This window comes from Salinispora sp. CH2A1_6, assembly GCF_056820975.1.
The window spans coordinates 722,281-746,494 of record NZ_JBXEDG010000001.1 but is presented as its reverse complement, the minus strand read 5'-3'; the positions used below and the strand labels follow the sequence as shown (position 1 = coordinate 746,494).

Below are 24,214 nucleotides of genomic sequence, written 5' to 3'. Positions count from 1 at the left end.
AGGTGTCGAAGCCTGCCAGGTGGAGACGTTCCGGCTGGCCGGGCTTACGGGCGTGCACGCCCGTAAGCCCGGCCAGCCGGTTTCGGAACGACGTGCCGCCTCCGTCCCGTTGGACGATGCGATCAGCCGGCGGGTGGCTATGGACGGTTGACGAGGCTGGTGTCGACGAGGTGTCGGCCCGGCGGGCCAATGTGCGTAACCCGACTTGGCTCACGGTCTGCTGATTCGGGGGTCTGTGGGGCTGTGACCTCGGGTGTTGTGTCGGGAGGCACGCACTAAACGGGCTGGTTCTATCGTGTCGGTCGTGGCGTACCTGAGGACGGTGAAGACGGCTTCCGGGGCGCGGGCGGTGCAGATCGTGCATTCCCAGCGGCGGGGATCGCGGGACATCGAGCACATCGGGTCTGCGCACACGGACGCGGACCTGGAGTTGCTCAAGGCGGTGGCGCGGCAGCGGATGGCCACGGGGCAGGGCGAGTTGGACCTGCGTCTGCCGGACAGCCCGGCTAACGGGGGTGCCCCGTTGCCGATCACGTCCACGCGGGCCGGGCATCTGCTGGACGCGTTGGGCCGCGGGTACGACGCGCTGGGGTTCGCCGCTCGTTTGAGGCCCGGGTTCGCCGCCAGGTGGCGTCCTGGTGGGCTCGGGCCAGCACCGCGACTGCCTGAACCAGTTCACTGTCGTGTGGCAGCGACCGGTGAACGTGGGCGTCGGTGCGCAGGATGTTGGCCAGCACCACCGCGTCGGCGTGGTCGGACTTCTTGCCCGACACCGAATGCCGTTCGCGGCAGCGGGCCACCGCCATCGGGTTGATCGAGTACACCCGCCGGCCGCTTGCGCGCAGCGCCGCGACCAGTAACCCACGCGGGGTCTCGATCGCCACCGGGACCGGCTCGGCGGTGCTGTCGCCGGCGGCGGCCAGCATCTCGACCAGCGTGGTGAATCCGTCCAAGTCATCGCCGATACGGCCCTTGGCGACCAAACGACCGTGCTCGTCGACCAGAGCAACGTCGTGGTGCCGTTCTGACCAGTCGATGCCGCAGTACACCGCCAACTCCTACTCCCTTCTCGCCTGCCCATCGGGCATGCAACCCTGGCGGAAACGCGCGGCGCCCTAATGACGAGGCTCTGTGGCCTACCCTCCGATGAGCCGTTCGCGATCCCAGCGACCCGCACGGTCCCGGTCTTCGCAGTCAGAGCTCGTCGGCTCCCGGTATGCGAGGTGTTCGCCGTGCGGGGCGGGCTACAACCACGATCAACATCCTGCCCAAAGGTCACGAGGTAGTCCGGCCCCGCCCAGATCCGCCGGTCTTGCACGAGACCTGACACGGTCCCGAGGTGTGCAGGCATGTCCCCGACGGGCCGGACCACCGACGAACGGCTCACCGAGCCCACGCCGCCGATCTTTTTAAGGGTCTCAAGGGACCAGGTAACGGGCAGGCATCCCATGGACCACGGCGGGCCGTTCGGGACTCATTAGGTAACGGGTCGGGGGGTGGTGCACAATCGCATAGATACAACTTTGAGGCCCTGACCAGAGTTTCCACTGGTCAGGGCCTCAAATATGTGGAGCTGAGGGGATTTGAACCCCTGACCCCCTCGATGCGAACGAGGTGCGCTACCGGTCTGCGCCACAGCCCCTCCGCCGGCCTACCGGCGTGGGTCCCACTCGGCATTCACCGAGCGGGCCGGCGCTAAGGCTAACAGGTCGCTGGGCCAACCTGCGAATTACCCCCGACGCGGCGAAGGGGTGTACCACGAGCCGAGCGGGTGGAACACCCGGTCCGGCCGGGCGGGCGCTCCGAGGTCAGGCCGGGTGGGCACCACGGCCGGACTGGTACGGGCGCCCGCGGAGGCCGCCGGCCCGCCGGTAGGAGACGGTCCCGCCGTTCGCCGCCGCCGGCAGGTCCGCCGGCCGGTCCAGGCCCATCGCGGTACGGCGCACCGACTCCCGTTGGGCCGCGAGGCGGCGCTGTGCTTCACGCCGGGACGCCGCCCGGCGTGCCTGCTCACGCCGCACCTCGGCTTGACGGGCGGCCAGCCAGGCTGCCTCGCGAGCTTCGATGCGCCGGCGGCGCTGGTCAGCGAGGGCACGGGAGCGCAGGTGGGCGACGTAGACCAGGAGCAGAGTGCCGGTGACCGCGAAGCCGATCCAGAATCCGGGGCCGACGACCAGCACGCCGACCAGCTCAACGGCGTTGAGCAGGATCAGCGCGGCGAGCACCCGCCGCCGCCGGTAGATGGCGGGGGTGTGCTGGCGACGGCGCGGCGGGGACCGGCGGGGGCCGGCAGCCGGGAGCCGGGCGAGCCGACGCTGCCGGCCGGGGTTCGCTGGAACCGCGCGCAGCTGGTCCGATCGACGGGACCCTGGTGCCGATTCGGCACCACCGGCACCGGAGCCCCCATTTTCGCTTAATGTGACCGAGAGTGAACGCGGCGGGTTTATCGGTCGGCGGCCTGGGACAGTGCGGCGTCGTCGACGGCGCTGGAGCACCCGCGCCGTCGACTTCGCCCGCTCCGCCGCCAGCCGCTCGGTCGCGTCGTACCGGCGGACCAGGGCCGGCGCCAGGGCGAGCAGGCCGGCGGCGGCGAGGACGGCGAGGAGCACCGAGGTCGGCACCCGCACCCCTCCCGTTCACCGAATTTCAGGCACGCGCAGGCCAACGCCGGACGATCTTTCACTTTTCGGCCTGGAGCCGAAGATCCTACGGGTGGACTGCACATGCCGTAGCTTGCAGTTACCTGAGGTTACGGGCGAACGCACCGGATGCTGGGCACGCCGCGCCGATCGTCCCGTCCTGGACCCATTCAGCCGGTCGTGGCCCGCACCCGGTACCAACGGGCCAGCAGGCCCCCCTCGGCAGCCACGTCCTCGCTGGTCAGGGCGTACCCGATGTGGTCACGCCAGGCGCCGTCGATGTGCATGTAGCGCACGTGGTACGCCTCCTCGCGAAAGCCCAGCTTCTCCATCACCCGACGCGACGGCTGGTTCTCCGGGCGGATGCTGATCTCGACCCGGTGCAGCCGGCCCGGCCCGAAGGCGTGGTCCACCACCAGGGCAAGCGCGGTAGGGATGATGCCTCGCCCCGCCACCCGGGAATCGACCCAGTAGCCGACACAGCCCGAGCAGAACGCCTGGCGCACGATGCTGCCGACATTCAGATGCCCGACCAGACGTTCCCGTCCTCCCTCGCGGAGACAGACCACAAACGGCATGCTCTCGCCAATCCGGGCCGAGCGGCGCTGCTCCCGATACGCCCAGCGGAAGGCGTCGGGTGAGTTCAGGTTCGCCCAGGCACCCGGGAGAGACGCCTCCCAGGGGGCGAGCCACGCCTCGTTGGCGCGGCGCACCTCAGACCAGGCCACGGCGTCGGAACGCCGGTAGGGCCGTAACAACACCGGACCGTCCGCCAACACGGCGGGCCATCCCGGCGTTCGGCGTCCCAGAAGGCTCACCTGGCTGATCCTCCGCCCGCGGCACCGGCCGGGGCAAGCACCCTCACCGACGTCGGTCCAGCAGCAACACGTCCACGGTGGAACCCGCGGCGGCGGTGGTCACCCGCTCACCGAGCACCAGTAACCCGTTCGCCTCGGCCAGCCCGGACAGCGCCAGCGGCCCACCCCGCAGCGGCTGGACGGTGTAGCCGCCGCCACGCCGTTCCGCGACGTGGGCCGGCCGGAACTCACGCAACCCCGCCGGCGAGGAGATCGTCTCCAGTAGATGCCCCCGTACACCGGGGCGAAAGACCGGCTCCGCCCCGGCCAACATATTGATCACCGGTCGGGCGAGTACCTCGAAACCGATCAGTGCCGCCCCCGGATCACCGGGGAGGCAGACCACCGGTACCTCCTCCGGGCCGACCGTACCGAAGCCGAGGGCGGTGCCGGGGTAGAGCGCCACCTCGGTGAAGGCCACCGGTCCGGTCCGATTCCCCTCCCGACGGGAGAGGATCCGCCGGACCATGTCGCCCGGCCCGGTACCGGTACCACCGGTGGTGATGATCAGATCGGCCCGCAGGGTCTGGTCCTCCAGCAGGCCACGTAACCCCTCCGGGTCGTCGTCGCAGATGCCCACCCGGTACGCGAGAGCGCCGGCCTCAGCTGCCGCCGCGGTCAACGCGTGCGAGTTCACGTCCACCACCTGGCCGGGTTGGCTGCCCCGCCCCACCTCGACGAGTTCGTCACCGGTGGCCACGACCACCACGCGTGGGCTGGGCCGGACCACGACATGGCCGATTCCGGTGGCGGCGAGCACCGCGACCAGCGCCGGCGAGACGTAGGTACCGGCCCGGGCGAGCAACGTGCCGGCCGGGAGTTCCTCGCCGGCCTTGCGGACGCTGTACCCCCGCTTCGGCACTCGGTAGATCTCCACCGAGGCCATGCCCTGGTCAGTCCACTCGACCGGAACCACCACGTCCGCACCGATCGGCAGCGGCGCGCCGGCGGCCACCGAGAAGCAGGTCCCCGGGGTGAGTCGAACCGGACGCCAGCTAGCGGCACCCAGGTCACCGACGACGTTGAGCTGCACGACCCGCCCGCCGGGCGAGCCGGCCTGGGCCGGCAGGGACACGATGCCCCGGCCACCGGCGGCAATGTCCTCCCAGCACGCCGCGTACCCGTCCACGGCCGCCTGGTCGAAAGCCGGGACGGAGTGGGTAGCGGCGACATCCTCAGCGAGGACGTTGCCGTACGCCTGGGTGAGGTCGAGGTCGAGCGGCGGCAGCGCGTGTAACCTGCGCAGCACACTGCCCAGGTATTCGGCGAGCGGCGTCAACTCGTTCACGGCCGCCTCGGCGTCGGCCGTCGCGGTCATGTCCGTGGACCACCCGAGGAGCCCGCGTTGACGAAGTCGACGAGCCACTCACGGAACTCGGCACCAAGGTCGTCACGCTCCGCGGCGATCTGCACGACGGTCTGGAGATAGCCCAACGGCATGCCCGTGTCGTACCGGGTGCCCCGGTAGACGATGGCATGTACCGGCACCCCCTCGGTGCGCAGGAGCTCCATCGCATCGGTCAGTTGGATCTCGCCGCCGCTGCCCGGATCCGTCCGGCGGATCGCGTCGAAGATGCGGCCGGGAAGGACGTAGCGGCCCAACACGGCGAGGTTGCTGGGGGCTTCCTCTGGCTCCGGCTTCTCCACCATGCCGGTCACCCGGACCACGTCGCCGATGTCCGCGAACTCCGCCTCGGTTGGGGCCACCGAGGCGATGCCGTAACGAGTGGTCTGGTCCGGCTCGACCTCGAAGAAGGCCAGCACGACCCCGCCCGTACGGGCCTGCAGCTCCAACATGGCCGGCAGCAGCGGCTCGGTCGGCTTCACGAACTCGTCCCCGAGCAGCACCGCGAAGGGCTGGTCCCCGATGTGGGACTCGGCGTAGCCGACGGCGTGGCCGAGCCCGAGCTGATCTGGCTGCCGGCAGGTGTAGATGGCGGCCAGATCCTCGGTCCGCTTGACCGCGGCCAGCAACTCCGGCTTCTTCGCGAGCCGTTCTTCCAGGTCGGGACGGCGGTCGAAGTGGTCGACCATGGAGGTCTTGCCTCGCCCGGTGATCAGCAGGACGTCGGTGATCCCGGCCTGGGTGGCCTCCTCGACGATGTACTGCAACACCGGCCGGTCAACCACGGGGAGCAGCTCCTTGGGCACCGCTTTGGTGGCGGGCAGGAAGCGGGTGGCGAGCCCGGCGGCCGGAATGACCGCCTTGACCGCGCGGGGACCACCGGTCAAGGCGGCAGCCGATGGAGGATTCGCTGAGTGCTCCGACATGCCGCGAGACTATCGGCCGCGGCTCTGGCGTGGCGGGTGAGGACCGGAAGTCGCGCCGCGGGGAGTGGCCGCCTCAGACCCCGGCACCACCTCGCTCTCCGACCCGTTCCCACCGGCACCGGGCTGCGCCGGCGGCTCGCGCCGTGCCCCGGCTCGGGGCGCGCCCTCGGCCGAACCGGCCGGCGCCGGTAGCCCGGGCGCGGGCGCCCTCGCCGCCCCGGCGACCCGGCAGGTGTCCCGGCCGCTGGCTTTCGCCGCGTACAGGGCTTCATCAGCGGCGTTGAGCACCTCCTGTCCGGTGCCGCCGTGGTCGGGGTGGACGGCGACACCAATGGAGACGGTCACCGGCACCAGGACCGGGGCAGCCAACCCGCCGACGGCGATCGGGGTGTCCCGTACCGCCGCACCGAGCCGCCGCGCGACGATGGCCGCGCCCGCGGCGTCGGTCTCCGGTAGCAGCACCACGAACTCCTCTCCCCCCACCCGGAAGGCGAGGTCGACCTCACGGATCTCGCCGCGAATCCGTCGGGCGAACTCGACCAGCACCCGATCCCCGGCGGCGTGCCCGTGAGTGTCGTTGACGTGTTTGAAGCGGTCCAGATCGAGGGCGAGAACGCTCAGCATTCGGCCGAACCGGGTGGCCCGTTCCACCTCACGGCGAAGCGACTGGCGTAGGTAGCGGTAGTTCCAGAGACCGGTGAGCGGATCGGTGAGTGACAGCCGCTGGGTCTCCTCGTGCACCCGGACGTTGTCCACCGCCACCGCGGCGTGCCCGGCGAAGGTATGCAGAGTGACCAGGTCATCGTCGGCGAAATCCTCCCCACCGAGCCGGTCGTAGAGGGCGAGCACGCCGAACGTCGCCGGAGCCGCACCATTCGGCGGGCCGCCCGGGCGGGGGGACGGACTGTCCGCCCGCGGGACGCCGCCGTCCCGCGGGGCTGCGAAGGGCACCGCGATGTACGTCCGGCAGGGGGGCTCCCCCGACGGCGCTGCGGTCGGCTCCACCCGGCCGCGGCGCGCCTCGCCGCTGACCGTAACCGCACCCACCAGGTCGGCCAGCGGCACCCGGACCGGCCCCGGCTCACCGGCCGGCGCTTCGAGCCCCTCGGTGGCCTGCGCGACCAGCAGTCCGCCCGGGTCAACGAGGAGTACCGCCCCCGCTCGGGCGCCGGTCGCCGCGATCGCGCTGTGCAGGATGACCCGCAGGATGCGCTGCAGGTCGTGGGTGCTGGCCAGGGTGTCCCCCAACACCTCCAGGTGTCCGCGCAGCTGGTCCCGGCTACTGGTCAGGGCGGCGACGTAGGTACCGGTCTCCCGGGTCATCCGGTTGAACGCTCCGGCCAGCCGCCCGATCTCGTCCCGGCCGCGCACCGGCACCCGCGCGGTCAGGTCACCCCGGGCCACCCGGTCCACCGCCCCCGCCAGTTCGACCAAGGGCCGGCTCGTGGCCCGGGCCAGGCGTCCGGCGACGACGACCGCCAGCAACACGGCCAACAGCACGGCGGCGACCAGAACGGCGTACAGGCTGGGGGGCCGGTCGCTCGGAACGGAGAGCACCAGCGACAGCGGCTGCCCGTCGGACGGCCCGACCCGCCGCAGGTACCGACCGTCGTCGGTGCCCACCACCTGCTCATCCTCCAGTCCACCGACAGCCCCGAGTACCGCCTCACGGACTCCCGCGGACTCGGTGGTGTGCCGGAGCCGGCTGGCCGGGTCCGGGCCGTCGAGCAGGGTGACCGCCGCCCCGGTGAGCACCGCCAGCCGCGCCACGAACGCGGGGTCGATCGGCTGCGCGGCGGTGACCGCGCCCCGGGCGGCCCCGGTGGCATCGCGCAGCTCCACCCGGGCGGCCAACGCGCCGGGCGGAGCGTCGGTCGGGGTACGGTCCGCGCAGTCCCGCCAGGGCGCGGCGGGCAGCGGCGTGGTGGTGTGGAGCACCTGCCCCCCAAAGTCGGTGCTCCGTACGGCGGCGGCGAGACCCCGATCGACCACCTGCCTCGCGGCGATCGCCTGATCGGCGGCGAGGGCCACCACCTCCGCGGCGGTCCGCAGCTGCTGGCAGAGCGCGTCAACCGCGGTGCGGACGGTGGTCGCGGCGACCGCAAGCCGGTCGGCGGAGCGACTTCGATCGATGCTGGTCACGGCGGATCCCACGAAGTACGCCCCGACCAACACCGGGCCGGCCACCACCGTGAGGAAGGCTGCGGTTACGCGTGCCCGTAATGTCACTCGGTCCCCCCGGGACTTCGCCGGCCGATGCTTGCGATGCTGGCACAGAGTCGCTCCCGGATGAGCCCTGCGTCAGGAGTGTTGCGTGCCAGATTTTCCCGATCAGGCGGAAGTTTCCCACAGTGCGAAGTTTGCGACACGGACCAGACTGCTCGCCCACCGTCGGCGGCTCGGCGACACCGAGCGGGCCGCCGCCGCCCGGGAGGTCCAGGCCGGCCTGGTCGCCCTGGTTCGCCGACTGCGCCCGCGCCGGGTAACCGCGTACGTGCCGGTCGCCACCGAACCCGGGGGCCCAGATCTGCCGGCGGTACTGCATGCCGCGCTGCCGGCGGGGGCCGAACTGCTGTTACCGGTACTGCGGGCGGACCTCGACCTGGACTGGGCGCCGTGGACCGGGCCCGACGACCTGGCCGCCGCCGGGCGGGGAATGCGGGAGCCGACCGCGCCCCCGCTCGGGCGGGCCGCTGTCGCAGCGGCCGACCTGGTGGTCCTGCCGGCGCTCGCGGTGGACCGGCGGGGGGTGCGGCTGGGGCGGGGTGGCGGCTCGTACGACCGGGCACTCGCCCGGGTCCCGGCGACCACCTTGACCGTGGTGCCATTGCACGATGGCGAGCTGGTCAACGCGCTGCCGGCGGAGCCACACGACCATCCGGTCCACGCTGTGGTCACCCCCGCCGACGGCCTGCGTAGGCTGGATGGTGCCGCACCGCGCTGAACCCGCGCCGGTGTCGCGCCCCACACGTCCGCTGGACGAACCCGGGGGCAATGACGCACCATTGGCACTCGAATATGCCGAGTGCCAACCGACAGTGCCAGTTCCGGAGGAGAACGTGCCCACGTACCAGTACACCTGCACCGCGTGCGGCCACCAGCTCGAGGCGGTGCAGTCTTTCACCGACGAGCCGCTGACCGAGTGCCCGACCTGCGCGGGACGGTTGCGGAAACTGTTCAACTCGGTCGGCATCGTGTTCAAGGGGTCGGGCTTCTACCGCACCGACTCCCGCACCGACTCCGGCTCGGGCTCGGGTAGCGCGGCCAGCAAACCCGCCGCGGCGAGCAACGAGTCCGGCTCGTCGAACGAATCGAAGTCGAGCGACTCCGCCTCGAGCGACTCCACGTCGAGCGGATCGGCGTCGAAGGGTTCCGCAGCGGGCGGCGCAACCTCCTCGAAGGGCACGGGTGCCGCCGCCAACTCCGGCGGCACGAAGACCCCCGCCGCCAGCGGCACCAGCTGAGCACGAGGCGGGGCACCCGCCCCGCCAGCGACTTCCGGCACGTCGATCACGGGCAGCACCGGTCGTGAACGGTCCTTCATCGGAGCCGTCCACACGCGGGGCTGCCCGTGATCGCTTCGGTGCAGCTCGGTGACCGGGCGGACAACCGGGTCAGAGGTTCACGTCGACCGTGGCGGTGCCGATTACGATCCGGTGGTCGGAACAGGAGCCGTCACACACGGTGGAGATGGAGAGCGAGTCACCGGTGTACGACCCGGCAAGGCGATTCTCCCGCACGAAGATAAAATCGATTTTACGGCCCGTCCCACACGGACCACCGGTGTCGCCGTTGGCGACGGTGATCTCGCCGTACCCGGCGCAGTCGGTATCCGTGTCATCCAACTCCCGATAGCTGCCATAGTTGGCGGAGTTGTACGGGGTGTTCAGACTGGACGAGTACCACTTGTTCAACCGCGCGTAGTCGGGCTGATTGTTGAGATCGCCGGCGAGAATGACGGTCATCCCAAGCCCGTGGAAGGTCTCCATAATTCCGTGCACCTCGTCCAGCTGCCGCTCATTGATACTCTTACCGTCGATAATCGCATTCGACGGCGTGATGTGCGTGGTGCAGAACGCCATTTTCGGCGTCGCCGACAGCGGTGCGCACAAAAGCGTCCTGTCCTCGGATGAGCCATCCGAGGACAGCGTGTGGCGCAAGGCGTCACCGAGCGGGGCCTTGCTGAAGATGGCGTTTCCGAAGGCCTCACCGTCGCAGGCGGTGGAGTGGGACGTCTCGAACCGGGCGAAGTTGCTGTCGTCTTCCGGCCAGCCCAGGTAGCGCAGCCTCTCAATAACGGCCACGTACTGCCCCCAGCACACCTCGTTGAGAGCGGCGAAGTCCGCGGACCGGTTTCGGATCGAGTCGGTGAGCGCCGTGATCAGCCCGTTCGTTGTTGATGCGCGATTCATCGTCCAGCCGGCAACGTTCCAGACCCAGGTGTTATAGGTCTTCGTCGCGGTCGTTGCCGCGGCCGTTGTCGTAGTCGTAGTCGTAGTCGTAGTTGTGGTCATGGTCGTGGTTGTGGCTACCGCCGCCGTACCCGACCCGAGTATGAGCGCAAGCGAGACCATGATGGCGGTGGTCAGTCTCCTGACAGACAACCCAATCCCCCTCCTATGCCTACAACGGGACAACACTCACACGCGCGCCCCATCCACCACCAGCGGCACGACTAACCTTTAGCGGCAATTCACTAAATGTATTCGCGTATTTCACTACAATAATTAGAATTTACTGCACCACAACGACATACGGCCCCTTGCCGCGCCACGGCGCAGGCGGCGGCCAGCAGGGAGCCCGGTGGGGCTCCTGCCACGCAGTGGTTACGGCAGCTGGATCAGGCCCGAATGCTCAGTCCCAATGCGGCGGGCGCTGCTCGAGCAACCAGGCGTCGTGTCCGCCGGCCGGTTCCCCCCAGCCCTGGTCGGTGTCGTCGACAGCCCGCTCCGGCAGCATCGAGCCGCCGTCATCGTGCAGCTTGCTCGGCCGGTCCTCGGCACGCGCGCCGGGTCGCTCCGGCTCCTGGTGGGTCACGAATCCCAACCCTAGCCCAGCGCATGCCAACCCCAGCCCAGCGCGTCGTCGACAGACGGCACCGCCTGCTGCCCCTTGGTAGCGTCAGCGGGCGTGACGACTCCCGGCAGCTCCGCGGACGACTACTGGCGACCCCCCGGTGCCGGCACTCCGGCCAAAGCGCCCAACCCAACCGGCGTCCCCAACCCGACCGGCGTCCCCAGCCCGACCGGCACGCCCAGCCCACCGGCGACGACTCCGGCCAGCGCATACACCGGCCCCCCGCCGACCATCCCGCCACCGGCTGACTGGCAGCCGCCGCTGCACGTCCAGCCGCCACCACCACGACAACTCCCGGGACAGGACCTGCCGGCGCTGGACTTGGCCGAGCAGCGGGCGCAGCACCTCACCTGGGCCGTCGGGGCGGTCGTCGCCGTGATTCTGCTGGCGCTCAGCTGCGCGTTCTGTCTCCGACTGGTGCGCTGAGGGTCAGAGGGTGTTTCCCCAGACCGCCTCGGCACCGGTGTGCCCGGTGAGAGCGACGTAGACCACACTGACCACGGCGAGCGCGATCACCGCCACCGACAGCACGCGGGCTACCCAGGGCGGCGATTTCGGCGCCCTGGCGCGGCCACTGGTCACCACGAGCAGCACGACGGCGGCGACAGCCAACGCCAGTGCATACCGGAAGGTCAGGGCGCCGTACCGAGCATGCTCAGCGATCTGGTCGACGATCGGCCCCTGTATCCCGCGGGCGGTGAAGACATCGTTCAGCTCCTCGCCGGACTGCACAGCGACCCATGCGGTGACCGGTGCCGTCACCGCCAGCAGGACGAGCGCCCAGTCGATCCGGGGCCGGAACCGCGGCAGCGCGACGTAGGCGATCGCCAGCAGCGCAAGCAGCGGCACGAAGACCACCACAGCGTGCACCACAAGAACGTGGGCGGGCAGCCCCATGAACTCCTTGAACATGGACACCTCCGGTGATTGCCGGCACGGGATGGCCAGCCTACGGTCGCCCCGGCCCGCCCACCTAGGTCCCACACCCGAGCTACACGCAGTCGTGATCAGTCCGGGTCACCCCGTCGGTTCGACTCTCGGTTGTCGGACAGTGGGAGATCGCGGAACCGTCGGTGGTGCAACGACACTCTCGGTTGTCGCTCTCGGTTGTCGCGTGCTGTCATTGGTGCATGTCCAGTGGTGCGGAGCTACTTCGGTCGAAGGGCCTGCGGGTAACCCGCCCCCGCCTCGCTGTCCTCGACGTGCTCGCCGCCGGAGGCCACCTCGAGGTGGACGAGATCACCCGCCGAGTCCGGGAGCGCCTCGACTCGGTCTCCACCCAGGCGGTCTACGACGTGCTCGGTGCGCTGTCCCGGGCCGGGCTGTCCCGTCGGATCGAGCCGGCCGGCAGCCCCGCCCGCTACGAGGCCCGCGTCGGCGACAACCACCACCACGTGGTCTGTCGAGGCTGCGGCGAGATCGCCGACGTGGACTGCACCGTCGGCGACGCCCCCTGCCTCGACCCGAACACCGCTCACGGTTTTGAGGTGGACGAGGCCGACGTGACCTTCTGGGGTCTCTGCCCCCGCTGTCAGGCCCGCCGTCTCGCCGACGACTGACGGCGAGGCGAGGTCCCCGGTCCGCCGGTCACCCGCCGTCGGTCACCCGCTCCACGGCGGCCCACGGGTCCTTCCCCGGCGTCTGTGCCCCGGCCGGACAGTGCCGCCGGTAGTCACACCAGCCGCAGCGCGGCCCTGGGGCGGTGGGGAAGGCCTGGTCCGGGTCACCGCCGGCGGCGACCGACCGCTCACTGGCAATGATGTCCCCGGCCGTCTCCTCAGCCCGGGACACCTGCCGCGCGAGCGACTCCGGGCTGTGCTCGTGCGCCGCGACGGTCCCGGTCGGCAGGTGGTGTAGCTCCACCCGACGACACGGTTTACGGAAGACCCGCTCCGCCGCGTACGCGTAGAGCGCCAGCGCCTGTGAGCCGCGGGCGTCGTCGGTGTCCAGCCCGGCCCGGCCCGTCTTGTAGTCCACGATGGCGAGCTCCGCCCCCGCCGGCCCGACCCGGGAGTCGATCCGGTCAGCACGGCCGTTGAACGCCAGCACCCCGGTTTTCACCGCGACCACCCGCTCCACCCCCAGCGGTTCGGTCTCTGGGTCAAGCGTCGCCACGTACGCCTCCAGCCAGCCCAACGCTTTTCGGAACGCGGCCCGCTCCTGCTCGTGATCCCGGTAGCCGTCGCGTACCCAGGTGCCGTTGAGCAGTGTCGCCAGCGCCGCCGACCGCCGCCGGTCAACGGGGAGCGCATACCAGTTCTTCAGCGCGGTGTGGAGGCTGGCGCCGAGCGAGTTGTGCGCCCAGGGCGGCCCCTTTGGCGGGGCGGGGCGGTCCAGGTAGGCGTAACGGTAGCGCCGTGGGCAGTCCGCGTACGCGCCGAGTTTGCTGGGGGTGCAGACGAAGAGCCGCTCCGGCATGCCCTCGAAACCGAGCTGTTCGGGCTCGGCGGCGCGGGGTCGCGGCGGGGAGGTGGAAGCTCGGCGGGATCGTCGCACACCGCGATCCTGCCATCCGCCCCCGACGGAGTCAGCCCGCGGTCGTGTACTGGGTGACGAAGGCGGCCACCGCGTCGGCGATCAGCTGGACCGCGATCGCCGCAAGCAGCAGCCCGGCGATCCGGGTCAGCACCTCGATCCCACCCGGACGCAGGATTTTGACAATCCCGCCGGAGAAGCGGAGCACCACCCAGACGGCGAGTAGCACGGCGACGATCGCGACGGCGATCGCGGTGATGTCGGCCGCGCCGTCGGCCTGCTGCATGAAGAGCATCGTGGCCACGATCGCGCCGGGGCCGGCGAGCAGCGGGGTGCCCAGCGGCACCAGCGCGATGTTCGAGGTGACCTGCTGGCTGGGGTCGTCCGCTTTGCCGGTCAACAGTTCCAGGGCGACCAGTACGAGCAGCAGGCCACCGGCGGCCTGTAGTGCGGGTAGGTCCACGTGCAGGTAGGCGAGCAGCGTCGAACCCGCCACCGCGAAGATCGCGATCACCCCAAGCGCCAGCGCCACCGCCTGCCAGGCCGCCCGGTGCCGGTCCCGGGCCGACAGCGGTCCGGTCAGCGCCAGAAAGATGGGCATCATGCCCGGCGGGTCAACGATCACGAGCAGGGTTACGAAGACCTCGCCGAAGAGCTTGATATCCACCGGATCAACCTAACGGCCGGACTGGACCGCACACCGCCTCACCCGGAAGCGACGCTGGTCACGCCGGTCGCGACGATCCGCTCGTAGGTCTGCACGTCGGTGGTGAAGGCGCCCAGCCGGACCGTCTTGTGCGTGCCGTGAAAATCCGACGCGCCGGTCACCAGCAGCTCCAGGTCGGCGGCGAGCGCCCGTACGTGCGCCCGCTCGGCGGGAGTGTGGTCCTCGTGGTCCGCCTCCAACCCGACCAGTCCGGCGGCGGCGAGGTCTGCGATGAGGTCGTCGGGAACCACTCGACCGCGCCGGCTGGCCCGGGGGTGGGCGAACACCGGGACACCCCCGGCTGCCCGGACCAACCGGATCGCCTCGAAGACCTCAATGTCCTCCTTGGGCAGGCGATACCGCTCACCCAGCCAGTCCGGACCGAACGCCTCACTCGTCGTCGCCACCAGTCCGGCCCGGATGAGGGCTTGGGCGATGTGCGGCCGGCCGACCGTCCCGCCCCGCGCGGCGGCCAGGATCGCCGACCAACTCACCTCCAGACCGTCGGCGTGGAGCAGCCGGACGATCCGCTCACCCCGTTCGACGCGGGCGTGCCGGACCCGGCTCAGTGCCGCGGTGAGGTCCGGGTCGTCCGGGTCGAAGAGGTACGCGAGCAGGTGCAGCGGCACAGCGGGATCCTCCCCGTCCCATCGGCAGGACAGCTCCGCACCACGGACCAGCCGCAGCCCGGCCGGGAGCGCCCGGACCGCCGGCTCCCAGCCGGCCGTGGTGTCGTGGTCGGTGATCGCGACGACGTCGAGACCGGCGGCTGCCGCCGCGTGGACCAACTCGCCGGGGGTGAGGGTGCCGTCGCTGGCGGTGGAGTGGGCGTGCAGGTCGATCCGAGTGCTCACTCCGCTGCCGCCTCAGGCGCCGTCGTCGGCCTTCGCCTCGTCGGCTTCCTTGCCCAGCCGCGCCTCGACCGCCTGTGGCTCGTACATCTCCTCGACGACACGCAGGTAGAGCTCGTTCGGGTTGGGCAGGTTCTTGATCTCACGCAGTGCCTGCTCCTGACCGGCGGACTCGAGGACGAACGTGCCGTAGTTGAGCGCTCGCCCGGCCGGCGTCTGCTCGTATTTCATGTCGGTGACGCGGACCAACGGCATCATCGCCACTCGGCGGGTGATGATGCCGTTGACCACCATCACCCGCTTGTTGGTCAGGATGAACCGGTCGTACCACCAGTCGGCGACCCGCCACGCCACCCAACCCATCACGGCGAACCACGCCAGCACCGCGGCGGTGGTCAGCCCCCCGACATCCCGCCCGGCGAGGAAGCCGGAGAGGTATCCCAGCACGAAGGTGGCGACCACGCCGATGAGCAGCGGGGTGGCGAGGTGAATCCAGTGTCGCTTCCACTCACCCCGGTACCGCTCGGTGGGGAAGAGGTAACGGGCGACGAGGGAGCTGGGCTCATCCTCCAGCGGCAGGACCCGACGCGGCGCCATGCCGGCCGCGTCCGCCCGCAGGCCGGCGATCTCGTCCTCAGAGATCTGCGGCGGCTGGTATTCGCCCTCGGGGTCTGGGATCCAGGTCCGCCCCGATCGGCTGTCGTCGGGGAACCCAGGACCCTCGCCCAGCCTCGCCTCGTCGAACGGGCCGGGGCCCTGGTACGGGGGTGGACCGGATCCGTAGCCAGATGGGTCCTCTGGGTCGATGCGGGGGATCGACTCCGTGTCTCGCTCCCGGCGCTCCCGGTCGGGGTCGTCGGGGTCGAAGGGGGGACCGGAGGGGCTGCCCATCGTCGGCTAGGCGACGATGTTGGTAACGAACTCGCCGAATCCCTGGGCGATGTCCACGAGGCCGCCGCCGAGCGACTTGAAGACGTCCGCCGCGGAGTTCGGCCGGTAGGCCACGAAAAAGATCAGGAATGCGATACCGGCCCAGGTGAGGACCTTCTTGACCATGACGGGCCATCCTCTCGCGCGGGCGCCGGGTCCGATTACCGCAGCGACACTCAGAGTATCAGCGTGATGCCGTACAGTTATTTCACTGTGTCCGTTCTCCGACATTCCGGGGGACTTGTCAAGCCCTCCGGCTGGTCCGGAGTTGGTACGCCGTGCCTGAGCCCGGGGCGCGTCCACTCCGAGAGGTCGCGCTGCACAACCCACCGAGCAACGGCCCCGCACTCGCCGGCCAGGTTATCGCATGCGGCCACAATCCCCGAGCTTCACCGGCCGATGCGCGTCGATCCGTCGGTGATCTCACACCACACAGTGGAGGCGCGGCACCGGCTCCGGGCCGGAGCCGATCCGCCGTGGGAGTGGAGGGTTGGCCGCACCTCAGGCCGGAGCCGGCCCGCCGTAGGACCGGATCCAGGCGTGCATGGCGATGCCGCTGGCCACGCCGGCGTTGATCGAACGGGTCGACCCGTATTGCGCAATCGAGAAGAGCTGGTCGCAGGCGGCCCGAGCAGGTTCGGACAGACCCGGGCCCTCCTGCCCGAAGAGCAGCACGCACCGGCGGGGCAGCGCGGCCGTCTCCAGCGGTTGACAACCCGGAAGATTGTCGATGCCTACCACCGCGAGACCGGCACCCGCCGCCCAGGCGACGAAGCCCTCGATCGTTTCGTGGTGCCGCACATGTTGGTAGCGGTCGGTCACCATCGCGCCGCGTCGGTTCCACCGGCGACGGCCCACAATATGGACCTCGGCGGCGAGGAACGCGTTGGCGTTGCGGACCACGGTGCCGATGTTCAGATCGTGCTGCCAGTTCTCGATCGCCACGTGAAAGTCGTGCCGCCGCTGGTCCAGGTCGGCGACGACGGCCTCCTGCCGCCAATAGCGGTACCGGTCGACCACGTTGCGTCGGTCACCGTGCGCCAACAGGTCAGGGTCGTAGCGCGGGTCGTCCGGCGGGGTGCCCTGCCACGGACCCACCCCGACCTCAAACTGCTCACCGGTCACGGGTCCTAGAGGGTACGGCCAGCCGGGCGCGCCACTCAGCCCAGCCCCAGGGCGTCCCCGAGCCGATCGAGGAGCCGACGGTCGCTGCGGGCAACCGCCCCACCCCGACTCGACCCGGCTCGGCAGACTCGGGCGGCGACCGACTGCACCCACTGTCGATAGGCGGCCGAGTCAGCCGGATCCGCCCGCTCGAGCAGCCGGGCCGCCGTGCGGGCGACGGCGAGCAGTTCAACGGTGTCGGCCAGTGGGCCACCCGACGCGCTCGCCGAACCGTCATGGCGGGCATAGATCGTGGCCACCACCGCGCGCACCAGGTCACTGTCGAAGGACCGGCCGGCGGCAACGGCGTCGAGGCCGGCCAGCCCCGCGGCGACCCCCTGCCCCGGCGCCTGGGTGACGGCGACGACAACGGTCCAGCTGGGCAGGTTGGCGAGCAGGTCCCACTCCGCGGCGGAGTAGGGAGGATCGGTCAGCGGTACGGCGCGGCGGCCGGCGACCGGCGGCTCGCCGGCGAGGGAGTGGCTCATGGGAACCTCCGGCGCCAGCATAAGCCCCAAATACCGAGAAAAGACCAACAAAACGGGGAGTGCCGGATAAAACAGCAACAGCGCGAAGGGTGGGGCCACGCCGGAAGCCTTTCCGAACCTCCGGCGCGGCAGCGTCGTCAGCGCGGCGTGGGGAAACTCGGCCGCTCCAGATCCACCCCGTCGGCGGCGGCGGCCTCGGCGTACGCCTTCTTCGGGACCATGACCTTGCGCCGGAACACACACACCAGCGTGCCGTCCTGGTTGTAACCACGGGTCTCGACGGCGACCACACCGCGGTCCGGCTTCGAGGAGGATTCCCGCTTGTCCAGGACCGTGGTCTCGCCATAGATCGTGTCGCCGTGGAAGGTCGGGGCGACATGGCGCAGGGATTCGATCTCCAGGTTCGCGATCGCCTTGCCGCTGACGTCGGGCACCGACATGCCGAGCAGCAGCGAGTAGACGTAGTTGCCGACCACGACGTTGCGCTTGAACTGACTTGCGGTCTCGGCGTAGTGCGCGTCCAGGTGGAGCGGGTGGTGGTTCATCGTGAGCAGACAGAAGAGATGGTCGTCGTACTCCGTGACCGTCTTGCCCGGCCAGTGCCGGTAGACCGCGTCAACCTCGAAATCCTCGTAGTAGCGGCCGAACTGCATCCTGGTCCCCCTTCGACGGGCGGTGATGAGTTCGGCACAGCATGCCTTACCGATGGTAAAGGCGAACCGGGGGACGACGGTGGTCGGGAAAAGTCACACCAGCATCACCAGAGGCCGGACGCAATGAGCGGCGGGGCCCTCCCCGGCACCCGCCGCCCACGCTCTGATGCGACAGATTCTGCCGCACCACGACACGGTCCAACAGAGACGGGGATCACAGTTGTCTTTTTGTTACATTACTCAGCGTAATCCGCACCCGCTCTGAAAGTGATCACGGTAAATCCGATAGCGCCATGTCAAGACTCAAGTTACCGACTCGTAGGCACAGTGCCGTCAAGGACCTATGGAAGCGCTCCCACTACCCCTGGTAACGCAAATGCGACATGCACTTGCGTATTGCAGTACCCACCTTTAACCGATGGGCATCGATGATTACAACCCTGCCGTAACCGAAACCAGCGGCGGCGTTTCGGCCACCGGGGCCCGGGAATTCCACGCGGTGCGCCCTGGTTCGACCAGAGGTAGCTGTTCCACGCGATCGGAGACTGAGATGGCAACCGTTGAGCTGACCACGGCGAACTTCGACGAGCTGACCGGCGGCGACGGAATCGTGCTGGTCGACTTCTGGGCCGATTGGTGCGGCCCCTGCAAGCGGTTCGCCCCGGTGTACGAGCGCTCGTCGGAGAAGCACCCAGACATCGTCTTCGGCAAGGTCGACACCGAGGCCCAGCAGGAGCTGGGTGCAAAGTTCGACATCCGCTCCATCCCAACGATCATGGCGATCCGCGACGGGGTCATCGTCTTCGCCCAGCCCGGCGCGCTACCGGAGTCAGCCCTCGAGAACCTGATCGAGCAGGTCGAGGCGCTGGACATGGACGACGTCCGCAAGAAGCTCGCCGAGCACCACCACTGACCCGCCCGGACCTGCGCACTCACTTGCCCCGTATTCGAACCTGTGTTCGAATACGGGGCATGCGCTGGGACAACCTCGCCGCCGATCCGAGCACGATCGACCTCGACGAGTCAGCGCCAGCGACGTCACCCCTGCCGCTGGCGCTCACCGGCGCCACCGCCCGCAGCTTCCCCACGCCCGACTTCGCCGGAATGACCTTCTATGAGATCCAGGCGAAGTCGATCATCAACCGGGTCCCGAGCACCTCCCGGGTTCCCTTCGAATGGACCATCAACCCATATCGGGGCTGCAGCCACGCGTGCGTCTACTGCTTCGCCCGCAACACACACACCTACCTTGGCCTCGACGCCGGTGCCGACTTCGACCGAAGAGTGATCGTCAAAACCAATGCTGGCGAGTTGCTCCGCCGCGAACTGGCAGCACCCAGTTGGCGGGGCGCGCAGATCGCGATGGGCACCAACGTGGACTGCTACCAGCGAGCCGAGGGGCGCTACCGACTCCTACCGGAGATCATCAGCGCGTTACGGGATTTCGCCAACCCCTTCTCGATCCTCACCAAGGGCACCCTCATCCTGCGCGACCTTCCCTTACTCCGCCAGGCCGCCCAGGTGACCCGGGTCAGCCTGGCCTGCTCGCTGGGCTTCGTGGACGAGCGGCTCTGGCGAGCGGTCGAACCGGGCACACCGAGCCCGGGTCGCCGGCTAGACGTGATCCGCCAGCTCACCGAGGCCGGCTTCGCCGTCGAGGTGCTGATGGCACCGATCCTGCCCGGCCTCAGCGACGACGACGAGTCCATCGACGCGACCGTGGCGGCGATCGCCGCCGCTGGGGCGACCGGGGTGACCCCGATCGCGCTACACCTGCGTGCCGGCGCCCGGGACTGGTATGCCCGCTGGCTCGGACGCGCCTTTCCGCACCTGGTTCCCCGCTACCGTGAGCTGTACGGCGCCGGGGCCTACTCGCCGAAGTCGTACCAACGGGAGCTGACCGCCCGAGTCCGGATCGCGGCACGCCGGCACGGCCTACCTCCCGGTGCTCCCCGGAAGGACCCGCGGCCACCCGACCGGCCGCACGCCGAGCAGCTCAGCCTGCTCTAACCGCCCCACCGGACCTCAGCCCCCACCGGAGGACCTCAGCCCCCACCGCACCGGTCCGGCACTACCCGCGGTACGGCCCCGCACGCCCGCGCCCGGGCGACCGCCCCGGCCAGCGGCGTTAGAGTCGATGGATGCGCACCCCCCAGCAGATCCTCGCCGACACCGCCGTCATCGCCGTTGTCGGCGCGTCCCGTGATCCGCGAAAGCCCGCGCACACCGTGCCGCTACAGCTGCAACAGCACGGCTGGCGGATCATCCCGGTCAACCCGGCCGTGGACGAGTTGTTCGGTGAACGCGCCTACCCGTCCCTCGCCGACCTCCCGCACCCGGTCGACCTGGTCGACGTGTTCCGCCCGGCCGACGACGCGGTGGAGGTTGTCCGCTCGGCGGTCACGATCGGCGCACCGGCGGTCTGGCTGCAACTCGGCATCGTCTCACCAACGGCCCGGCGGATCGCCGCCGACGCTGGCATCGACTACGTCGAGGACCGTTGCCTCGCCGTCGTACGCGCCGCCGCCGGCCTGAGCCGCCGAGGCTGACCAGGGCCTCAGAGCCGGTACTCCCGGAGCAGACCACGGGAGATGATGGTCTTCTGGATCTCCGAGGTGCCCTCACCGATGAGCAGGAACGGGGCCTCCCGCATCAGGCGCTCGATCTCGTACTCCTTGGAATAGCCATAGCCACCGTGGATGCGGAACGCCTCCTGGACCACCTCGGCGCAGTACTCGGAGGCGAGTAGCTTGGCCATGCCCGCCTCGACGTCGTTGCGCTGACCGGCGTCCTTGAGCCGGGCGGCGTTGACCATCAACGCGTGCGCGGCCTCGATCTTCGTCCCCATCTCGGCCAGCTTGAACGCGATGGCCTGGTGTGTGGCGAGCGGCTGGCCGAAGGTACGGCGCTGCTGCGCGTACGCGGCGGCCAGCTCGAAGGCACGGATCGAGATGCCACAGGCCCGGGCCGCCACGTTCACCCGGCCCACCTCGATTCCGTCCATCATCTGGTAGAAACCGCGACCGACCTGCTCCGCGCCGCCAAGCACCGCAGACTCGGGGACGGCCACGCCGTCGAGAACCATCTCGGTGGTCTCGACCCCCTTGTAGCCCATCTTGTCGATCTTTCCTGGGATGGTGAGGCCGGGAGCGGTCTCGCCAAAGCCCGGCTCCTTCTCCAACAGGAAGGTGCTCATGTTCCCGTACACCGAGTCGGCGCCGGTGTCGGTTTTGACCAAGGTGGCGACCACCGACGCGTACGCCCCGTTGGTCAGCCACATCTTCTGGCCGTTGAGGACGTAGTTCGCGCCGTCCCGGACCGCCCGCGAGGTGATCGCCGAGACGTCGGAGCCGCACTCCGGCTCGGACATGGAGAAGGCCCCACGCACCTCGCCGGTCGCCATCTTCGGCAGCAACCGAGCGCGCTGGTCGACCGAGCCGTGCTGAGAGATCAGGTACGCCACGATGAAGTGGGTGTTAACGATGCCCGAGATCGACATCCAGCCACGGGACAGCTCCTCGACCACCAACGCGTAGGTCAGCAGAGACTCCCCCAGACCGCCGTACTCCTCGCCGATGGTCAGGCCGAACAGCCCCATCTCGCGCATCCCGGCCAGGATGTCGGCCGGGTACTCGTCGGCGTGCTCCAACCGCTGCGCGTGCGGGATGATCTCCTTGTTCGCGAACTCCCGGACGGTTTCCAGAATCGACTGTTGCACGTCGGTCAGGCCGGGTGTCTGGGCGAGTCGAGCCATATCCGCCTCCGGGTCGATGCGTTACTCGGGGGTAACCAAATGCCCGGCCAGTATCGGCGGCGCGGGCGTTGCCGCCAAGGTGACCAGTCCCCCCAACCGCTGTGAAAAGTTTCACCGGCCGGGGTAGCGTCCGGCCATAGGGACCTCGGCAGGAGGAGAGAACCGTGAGCCAGCCACCGTCGTCCGATCCACCGGATCCCGACCGGCCCGCGTCCCCCTGGGAACAGCCCACCGCCGGCCCGGAGCCGCCCCCCTCACACCGGGCCGACCCGAACCAGTCGCCGGAGCATGGTGGGGCGCAGGGCCAGCCCCAGTGGGGGCAGCAGCAGTGGGAACAGCAGCAACAATGGGAACAGCAGCAACAATGGGAACAGCAGCAACAACAGTGGGGGCAGCAGCACCATCTCTATGGCGCGCCCAAAAGCCCTGCGACGAACGTCCTGGCCGTCCTCTCCCTGGTCTTCGCCTTCGTGTTCGCACCTGCTGGCATCGTCCTCGGCCACCTGGCCCGCCGGCAGCTGCGCACCAGCGGCGAGTCCGGTGGCCAACTCGCCACCGTGGGCCTGATCCTCAGCTACATCTTCACCGCGTTCATCCTGTTGGCCTGCTGCGGATGGGCGGTCCTGGCCGCCATCAGCGGCAACGACAGCACGTATTGAGTCGAAACGCCGCAGCTGCGGGGGCGTGGGGCCACCCCGCGAGCCAGCGACGTGCCGGCCGGCCCACGTCCTGACCGGGCGCCGCAGGTCAGCGGAACTGCGCCTCGCGCACACTGTTGCCGCCGTCCACCACCAGCATCTGGCCGGTGATGTAGGAGGCAGCCGGCGAGCAGAGGAACGCGATGGACGCCGCCACCTCGTCCGGCGTACCCGGCCTACCGACCGGCGTACCCAGTCCTTGTTTGAGCTCGGCGATCGTTGACGCGGCGGTGTGGATGGTCCCCGGGGCTACCGCGTTGACGGTCACCCCGTCCGCGATCATCTCCATCGCCAGCGCCCGGGTCAGCCCGACGACCCCAGCCTTGGCCGCCGCGTAGGCGGCCTCGGTCGGCAAGGCGTTGACCGGGCCGGCGGTCGCCGCCAGGTTCACGATCCGGCCCCAGCCCCGCTCGGCCATCCCGCCGATGAACGCGCGGCTACACAGGAAGGCGGTGGTCAGGTTCCGATCGATCTCACCGCGCCACTCCTCGTGGCTGAGCTGGGCGACCGGCCGCAGTACCTCCGGACTCGCCCGACTCGCCAGGCCGGCGTTGTTAACCAACACCTCCACATCACCGAGTTGCTCCGCGGCCGCATCCGCCAACGCACCGACCTCCGACTCGTCGGTGAGGTCAGCCACGAATCCGATGACCCCGAGCTCGGCGGCGCGCTCGTGGATGCGGCGAGTGGTGGAGACGATGGCGACCCGCGCGCCCAGGTCGGCAAGGCGACGCGCGGTCGCGTACCCGATACCGTCCGGGCTGCCGGCTCCGGTCACCAACGCCACCCTTCCGTCGAGCCGCATGGTGACCGGCTCCGGCAGGGGCACGTGCTCGTCCTGCGCGCCGGGCCCGGCCAGACTGTCGCCCGTCGCCCGGCTACGGCGGGCCGCGCCGCGACGACTCGCGTCTCGTTTCGGTCGGCTCCCGGCACTCGCGTCAATCGCCATGTCAGAATCCTGCCCGTTTGCCCCGGCCCGAGCAACGCGGCGCGGTGGCAGTGCCCCGAATTTCATTCGGCTGACTACGCTGGCGGCTCACCATTACCCAAACGGAGAGCAGAACCAGACCATGACCTACCCTCCCTCCTCCGGCGACTGGCAGGACCCCACCAGACCACTTGGCGGGTTGCCGGACGACAGTCAGCAGCCCGGGCAGCAGTCCGCTCCTTCCGCCCCGGTAGGCGATCAATCCGGGCTCGGGCAGCCAGCCGGGGGCGTTCCCTACCCCCCGACCGACCCGTACCCGGGCGCCTACCCGCCGGCCGGCTACCCGGCGGGCGCCAACCCACCGGGCACGTACCCGGCGGGCGCGTACCCGCCGGGCGCCAACCCACCGGGGGCGTACCCGGCGGGCGCGTACCCAGGCTACGGCTACCCCCAGCCGCAGACGAACAGTATGGCCATCGTCGCCCTGGTGTTGTCGCTGTTCGGGCTGGTGTCCTGCATCACCGCGCCGGTCGGGGCAGTCCTCGGCCACATCGCGCAGAAGCAGATCCGGGAAACCGGCGAGCGCGGCGAGGGTATGGCGAAGGCCGCGATCATCGTCGGCTGGATCCTGACCGGCCTGGTAGCGCTCCTGGTCGTCTTCTACGTGGTGGCGTTCGTCATTATCGCCACCGAATCCGCGAGCACCGTCTGAGCCAACCGGCCG

The 24,214-nt window shown here is 69.9% G+C and carries 27 protein-coding genes, 1 tRNA gene and 3 pseudogenes; 10 read left to right on the top strand and 21 right to left on the bottom strand.

Features of this window, described 5'->3' with window-relative positions:
• Positions 1–304: 304 nt before the first annotated feature.
• A pseudogene (locus AC1UKG_RS03615) lies at positions 305–595 on the top strand (IS1634 family transposase); the annotation flags it as partial.
• On the opposite strand, the pseudogene AC1UKG_RS03610 reads toward AC1UKG_RS03615, so the two are convergent.
• The 7 genes and pseudogenes from AC1UKG_RS03610 to AC1UKG_RS03580 all read right to left on the bottom strand — a co-directional run.
• Positions 582–1,055, bottom strand: a pseudogene (locus tag AC1UKG_RS03610) (IS110 family transposase); the annotation flags it as partial. The pseudogenes AC1UKG_RS03615 and AC1UKG_RS03610 overlap by 14 nt on opposite strands.
• 513 nt (positions 1,056–1,568) lie before the next feature.
• Positions 1,569–1,642: transfer RNA gene (locus AC1UKG_RS03605), tRNA-Ala, on the bottom strand.
• Positions 1,643–1,808: 166 nt separating this feature from the next.
• On the bottom strand, positions 1,809–2,627 hold the full coding sequence (gene sepX / locus AC1UKG_RS03600) for a divisome protein SepX/GlpR (protein WP_018741895.1): 819 nt from the start codon (positions 2,625–2,627) through the stop codon (positions 1,809–1,811).
• 182 nt (positions 2,628–2,809) lie between these two features.
• Positions 2,810–3,457, bottom strand: coding sequence for a GNAT family N-acetyltransferase (locus AC1UKG_RS03595; protein ID WP_026271458.1), 648 nt, complete (start codon positions 3,455–3,457; stop codon positions 2,810–2,812).
• A 43-nt stretch (positions 3,458–3,500) separates the two neighbouring features.
• A complete protein-coding gene (locus AC1UKG_RS03590; protein ID WP_018741893.1) occupies positions 3,501–4,814 on the bottom strand; it encodes a molybdopterin molybdotransferase MoeA in 1,314 nt (437 codons plus the stop codon).
• Positions 4,811–5,767 (bottom strand): UTP--glucose-1-phosphate uridylyltransferase, encoded by a 957-nt coding sequence (locus AC1UKG_RS03585; RefSeq protein ID WP_018814359.1) that lies wholly within the window; start codon positions 5,765–5,767, stop codon positions 4,811–4,813. Before AC1UKG_RS03585 ends, AC1UKG_RS03590 begins: the two co-directional genes overlap by 4 nt.
• Positions 5,768–5,776: 9 nt before the next feature.
• Positions 5,777–7,957, bottom strand: coding sequence for a diguanylate cyclase (locus AC1UKG_RS03580; RefSeq protein ID WP_018814360.1), 2,181 nt, complete (start codon positions 7,955–7,957; stop codon positions 5,777–5,779).
• A gap of 124 nt (positions 7,958–8,081) precedes the next feature.
• Here AC1UKG_RS03580 and AC1UKG_RS03575 point away from each other — a divergent pair, with 124 nt between their 5' ends.
• Together AC1UKG_RS03575 and AC1UKG_RS03570 are read left to right on the top strand one after the other, a co-directional pair.
• Positions 8,082–8,711, top strand: a complete 630-nt coding sequence (locus AC1UKG_RS03575) for a 5-formyltetrahydrofolate cyclo-ligase (RefSeq protein WP_018741890.1) — start codon at positions 8,082–8,084, stop codon at positions 8,709–8,711.
• Positions 8,602–8,919: pseudogene (locus AC1UKG_RS03570) on the top strand (FmdB family zinc ribbon protein); the annotation flags it as partial. The gene AC1UKG_RS03575 and the pseudogene AC1UKG_RS03570, both read left to right, overlap by 110 nt.
• Positions 8,920–8,981: 62 nt before the next feature.
• On the opposite strand, the gene AC1UKG_RS03565 reads toward AC1UKG_RS03570, so the two are convergent.
• The 3 genes from AC1UKG_RS03565 to AC1UKG_RS03555 form a co-directional block, all read right to left on the bottom strand.
• Positions 8,982–9,311, bottom strand: a complete 330-nt coding sequence (locus AC1UKG_RS03565; RefSeq protein ID WP_018814361.1) for a hypothetical protein — start codon at positions 9,309–9,311, stop codon at positions 8,982–8,984.
• 70 nt (positions 9,312–9,381) lie between these two features.
• Entirely contained in the window at positions 9,382–10,341 is a 960-nt protein-coding gene (locus AC1UKG_RS03560) for an endonuclease/exonuclease/phosphatase family protein (RefSeq protein ID WP_482641930.1), read from the bottom strand.
• 280 nt (positions 10,342–10,621) lie between these two features.
• On the bottom strand, positions 10,622–10,804 hold the full coding sequence (locus tag AC1UKG_RS03555) for a hypothetical protein (RefSeq protein WP_018741887.1): 183 nt from the start codon (positions 10,802–10,804) through the stop codon (positions 10,622–10,624).
• A gap of 93 nt (positions 10,805–10,897) precedes the next feature.
• On the opposite strand from AC1UKG_RS03555, the gene AC1UKG_RS03550 reads away from it, so the two are divergent.
• Entirely contained in the window at positions 10,898–11,269 is a 372-nt protein-coding gene (locus AC1UKG_RS03550) for a hypothetical protein (protein ID WP_018814363.1), read from the top strand.
• A gap of 3 nt (positions 11,270–11,272) precedes the next feature.
• On the opposite strand, the gene AC1UKG_RS03545 is transcribed toward AC1UKG_RS03550, so the two are convergent.
• On the bottom strand, positions 11,273–11,755 hold the full coding sequence (locus AC1UKG_RS03545; RefSeq protein WP_018814364.1) for a DUF2231 domain-containing protein: 483 nt from the start codon (positions 11,753–11,755) through the stop codon (positions 11,273–11,275).
• Between the two features lie 218 nt (positions 11,756–11,973).
• On the opposite strand from AC1UKG_RS03545, the gene AC1UKG_RS03540 reads away from it, so the two are divergent.
• Positions 11,974–12,402 (top strand): Fur family transcriptional regulator, encoded by a 429-nt coding sequence (locus AC1UKG_RS03540; RefSeq protein WP_018734134.1) that lies wholly within the window; start codon positions 11,974–11,976, stop codon positions 12,400–12,402.
• 28 nt (positions 12,403–12,430) lie between these two features.
• Here the strand turns inward: AC1UKG_RS03540 and AC1UKG_RS03535 are convergent, their stop codons facing one another.
• The 8 genes from AC1UKG_RS03535 to AC1UKG_RS03500 form a co-directional block, all read right to left on the bottom strand.
• Entirely contained in the window at positions 12,431–13,339 is a 909-nt protein-coding gene (locus AC1UKG_RS03535) for a PD-(D/E)XK nuclease family protein (protein WP_018814365.1), read from the bottom strand.
• A gap of 31 nt (positions 13,340–13,370) precedes the next feature.
• Positions 13,371–13,985 carry a MarC family protein gene (locus AC1UKG_RS03530; RefSeq protein WP_018729448.1) on the bottom strand — a complete coding sequence of 205 codons (615 nt, stop codon included), beginning with the start codon at positions 13,983–13,985 and terminating at the stop codon, positions 13,371–13,373.
• Positions 13,986–14,023: 38 nt separating this feature from the next.
• Positions 14,024–14,878, bottom strand: a complete 855-nt coding sequence (locus tag AC1UKG_RS03525) for a PHP domain-containing protein (RefSeq protein ID WP_018741883.1) — start codon at positions 14,876–14,878, stop codon at positions 14,024–14,026.
• Positions 14,879–14,890: 12 nt separating this feature from the next.
• A complete protein-coding gene (locus AC1UKG_RS03520) occupies positions 14,891–15,766 on the bottom strand; it encodes a PH domain-containing protein (protein WP_018741882.1) in 876 nt (291 codons plus the stop codon).
• Between the two features lie 6 nt (positions 15,767–15,772).
• On the bottom strand, positions 15,773–15,931 hold the full coding sequence (locus tag AC1UKG_RS03515; RefSeq protein WP_018218449.1) for a hypothetical protein: 159 nt from the start codon (positions 15,929–15,931) through the stop codon (positions 15,773–15,775).
• A 375-nt stretch (positions 15,932–16,306) separates the two neighbouring features.
• The gene (locus tag AC1UKG_RS03510; RefSeq protein ID WP_018737368.1) at positions 16,307–16,930 is read right to left on the bottom strand and encodes a TrmH family RNA methyltransferase; all 624 of its coding nucleotides are present in this window, start codon (positions 16,928–16,930) and stop codon (positions 16,307–16,309) included.
• Positions 16,931–16,965: 35 nt separating this feature from the next.
• A complete protein-coding gene (locus AC1UKG_RS03505; RefSeq protein WP_018741881.1) occupies positions 16,966–17,478 on the bottom strand; it encodes a hypothetical protein in 513 nt (170 codons plus the stop codon).
• A gap of 116 nt (positions 17,479–17,594) precedes the next feature.
• Entirely contained in the window at positions 17,595–18,110 is a 516-nt protein-coding gene (locus AC1UKG_RS03500) for a MaoC family dehydratase (RefSeq protein WP_018218446.1), read from the bottom strand.
• 550 nt (positions 18,111–18,660) lie between these two features.
• Between AC1UKG_RS03500 and trxA the strand changes: the two genes are divergently transcribed.
• The 3 genes from trxA (at position 18,661) to AC1UKG_RS03485 (ending at position 20,659) form a co-directional block, all read left to right on the top strand.
• Complete coding sequence (trxA, locus tag AC1UKG_RS03495; RefSeq protein WP_018741880.1) at positions 18,661–19,023, top strand: thioredoxin; 363 nt, start codon at positions 18,661–18,663, stop codon at positions 19,021–19,023.
• A 59-nt stretch (positions 19,024–19,082) separates the two neighbouring features.
• Entirely contained in the window at positions 19,083–20,120 is a 1,038-nt protein-coding gene (locus AC1UKG_RS03490; protein ID WP_018814367.1) for an Rv2578c family radical SAM protein, read from the top strand.
• Between the two features lie 131 nt (positions 20,121–20,251).
• Positions 20,252–20,659, top strand: a complete 408-nt coding sequence (locus tag AC1UKG_RS03485) for a CoA-binding protein (protein WP_018741878.1) — start codon at positions 20,252–20,254, stop codon at positions 20,657–20,659.
• A gap of 8 nt (positions 20,660–20,667) precedes the next feature.
• Here AC1UKG_RS03485 and AC1UKG_RS03480 read toward each other — a convergent pair whose 3' ends face one another.
• Positions 20,668–21,864, bottom strand: a complete 1,197-nt coding sequence (locus AC1UKG_RS03480; protein ID WP_018741877.1) for an acyl-CoA dehydrogenase family protein — start codon at positions 21,862–21,864, stop codon at positions 20,668–20,670.
• Between the two features lie 164 nt (positions 21,865–22,028).
• Between AC1UKG_RS03480 and AC1UKG_RS03475 the strand changes: the two genes are divergently transcribed.
• On the top strand, positions 22,029–22,523 hold the full coding sequence (locus tag AC1UKG_RS03475; protein WP_482641846.1) for a DUF4190 domain-containing protein: 495 nt from the start codon (positions 22,029–22,031) through the stop codon (positions 22,521–22,523).
• 88 nt (positions 22,524–22,611) lie between these two features.
• Here AC1UKG_RS03475 and AC1UKG_RS03470 read toward each other — a convergent pair whose 3' ends face one another.
• Entirely contained in the window at positions 22,612–23,511 is a 900-nt protein-coding gene (locus AC1UKG_RS03470) for an SDR family oxidoreductase (RefSeq protein ID WP_018741874.1), read from the bottom strand.
• 121 nt (positions 23,512–23,632) lie between these two features.
• On the opposite strand from AC1UKG_RS03470, the gene AC1UKG_RS03465 reads away from it, so the two are divergent.
• Positions 23,633–24,202: a DUF4190 domain-containing protein gene (locus AC1UKG_RS03465; RefSeq protein ID WP_018741873.1), complete on the top strand. Its 570-nt coding sequence runs from the start codon at positions 23,633–23,635 to the stop codon at positions 24,200–24,202.
• The last annotated feature ends 12 nt before the right edge of the window (positions 24,203–24,214 follow it).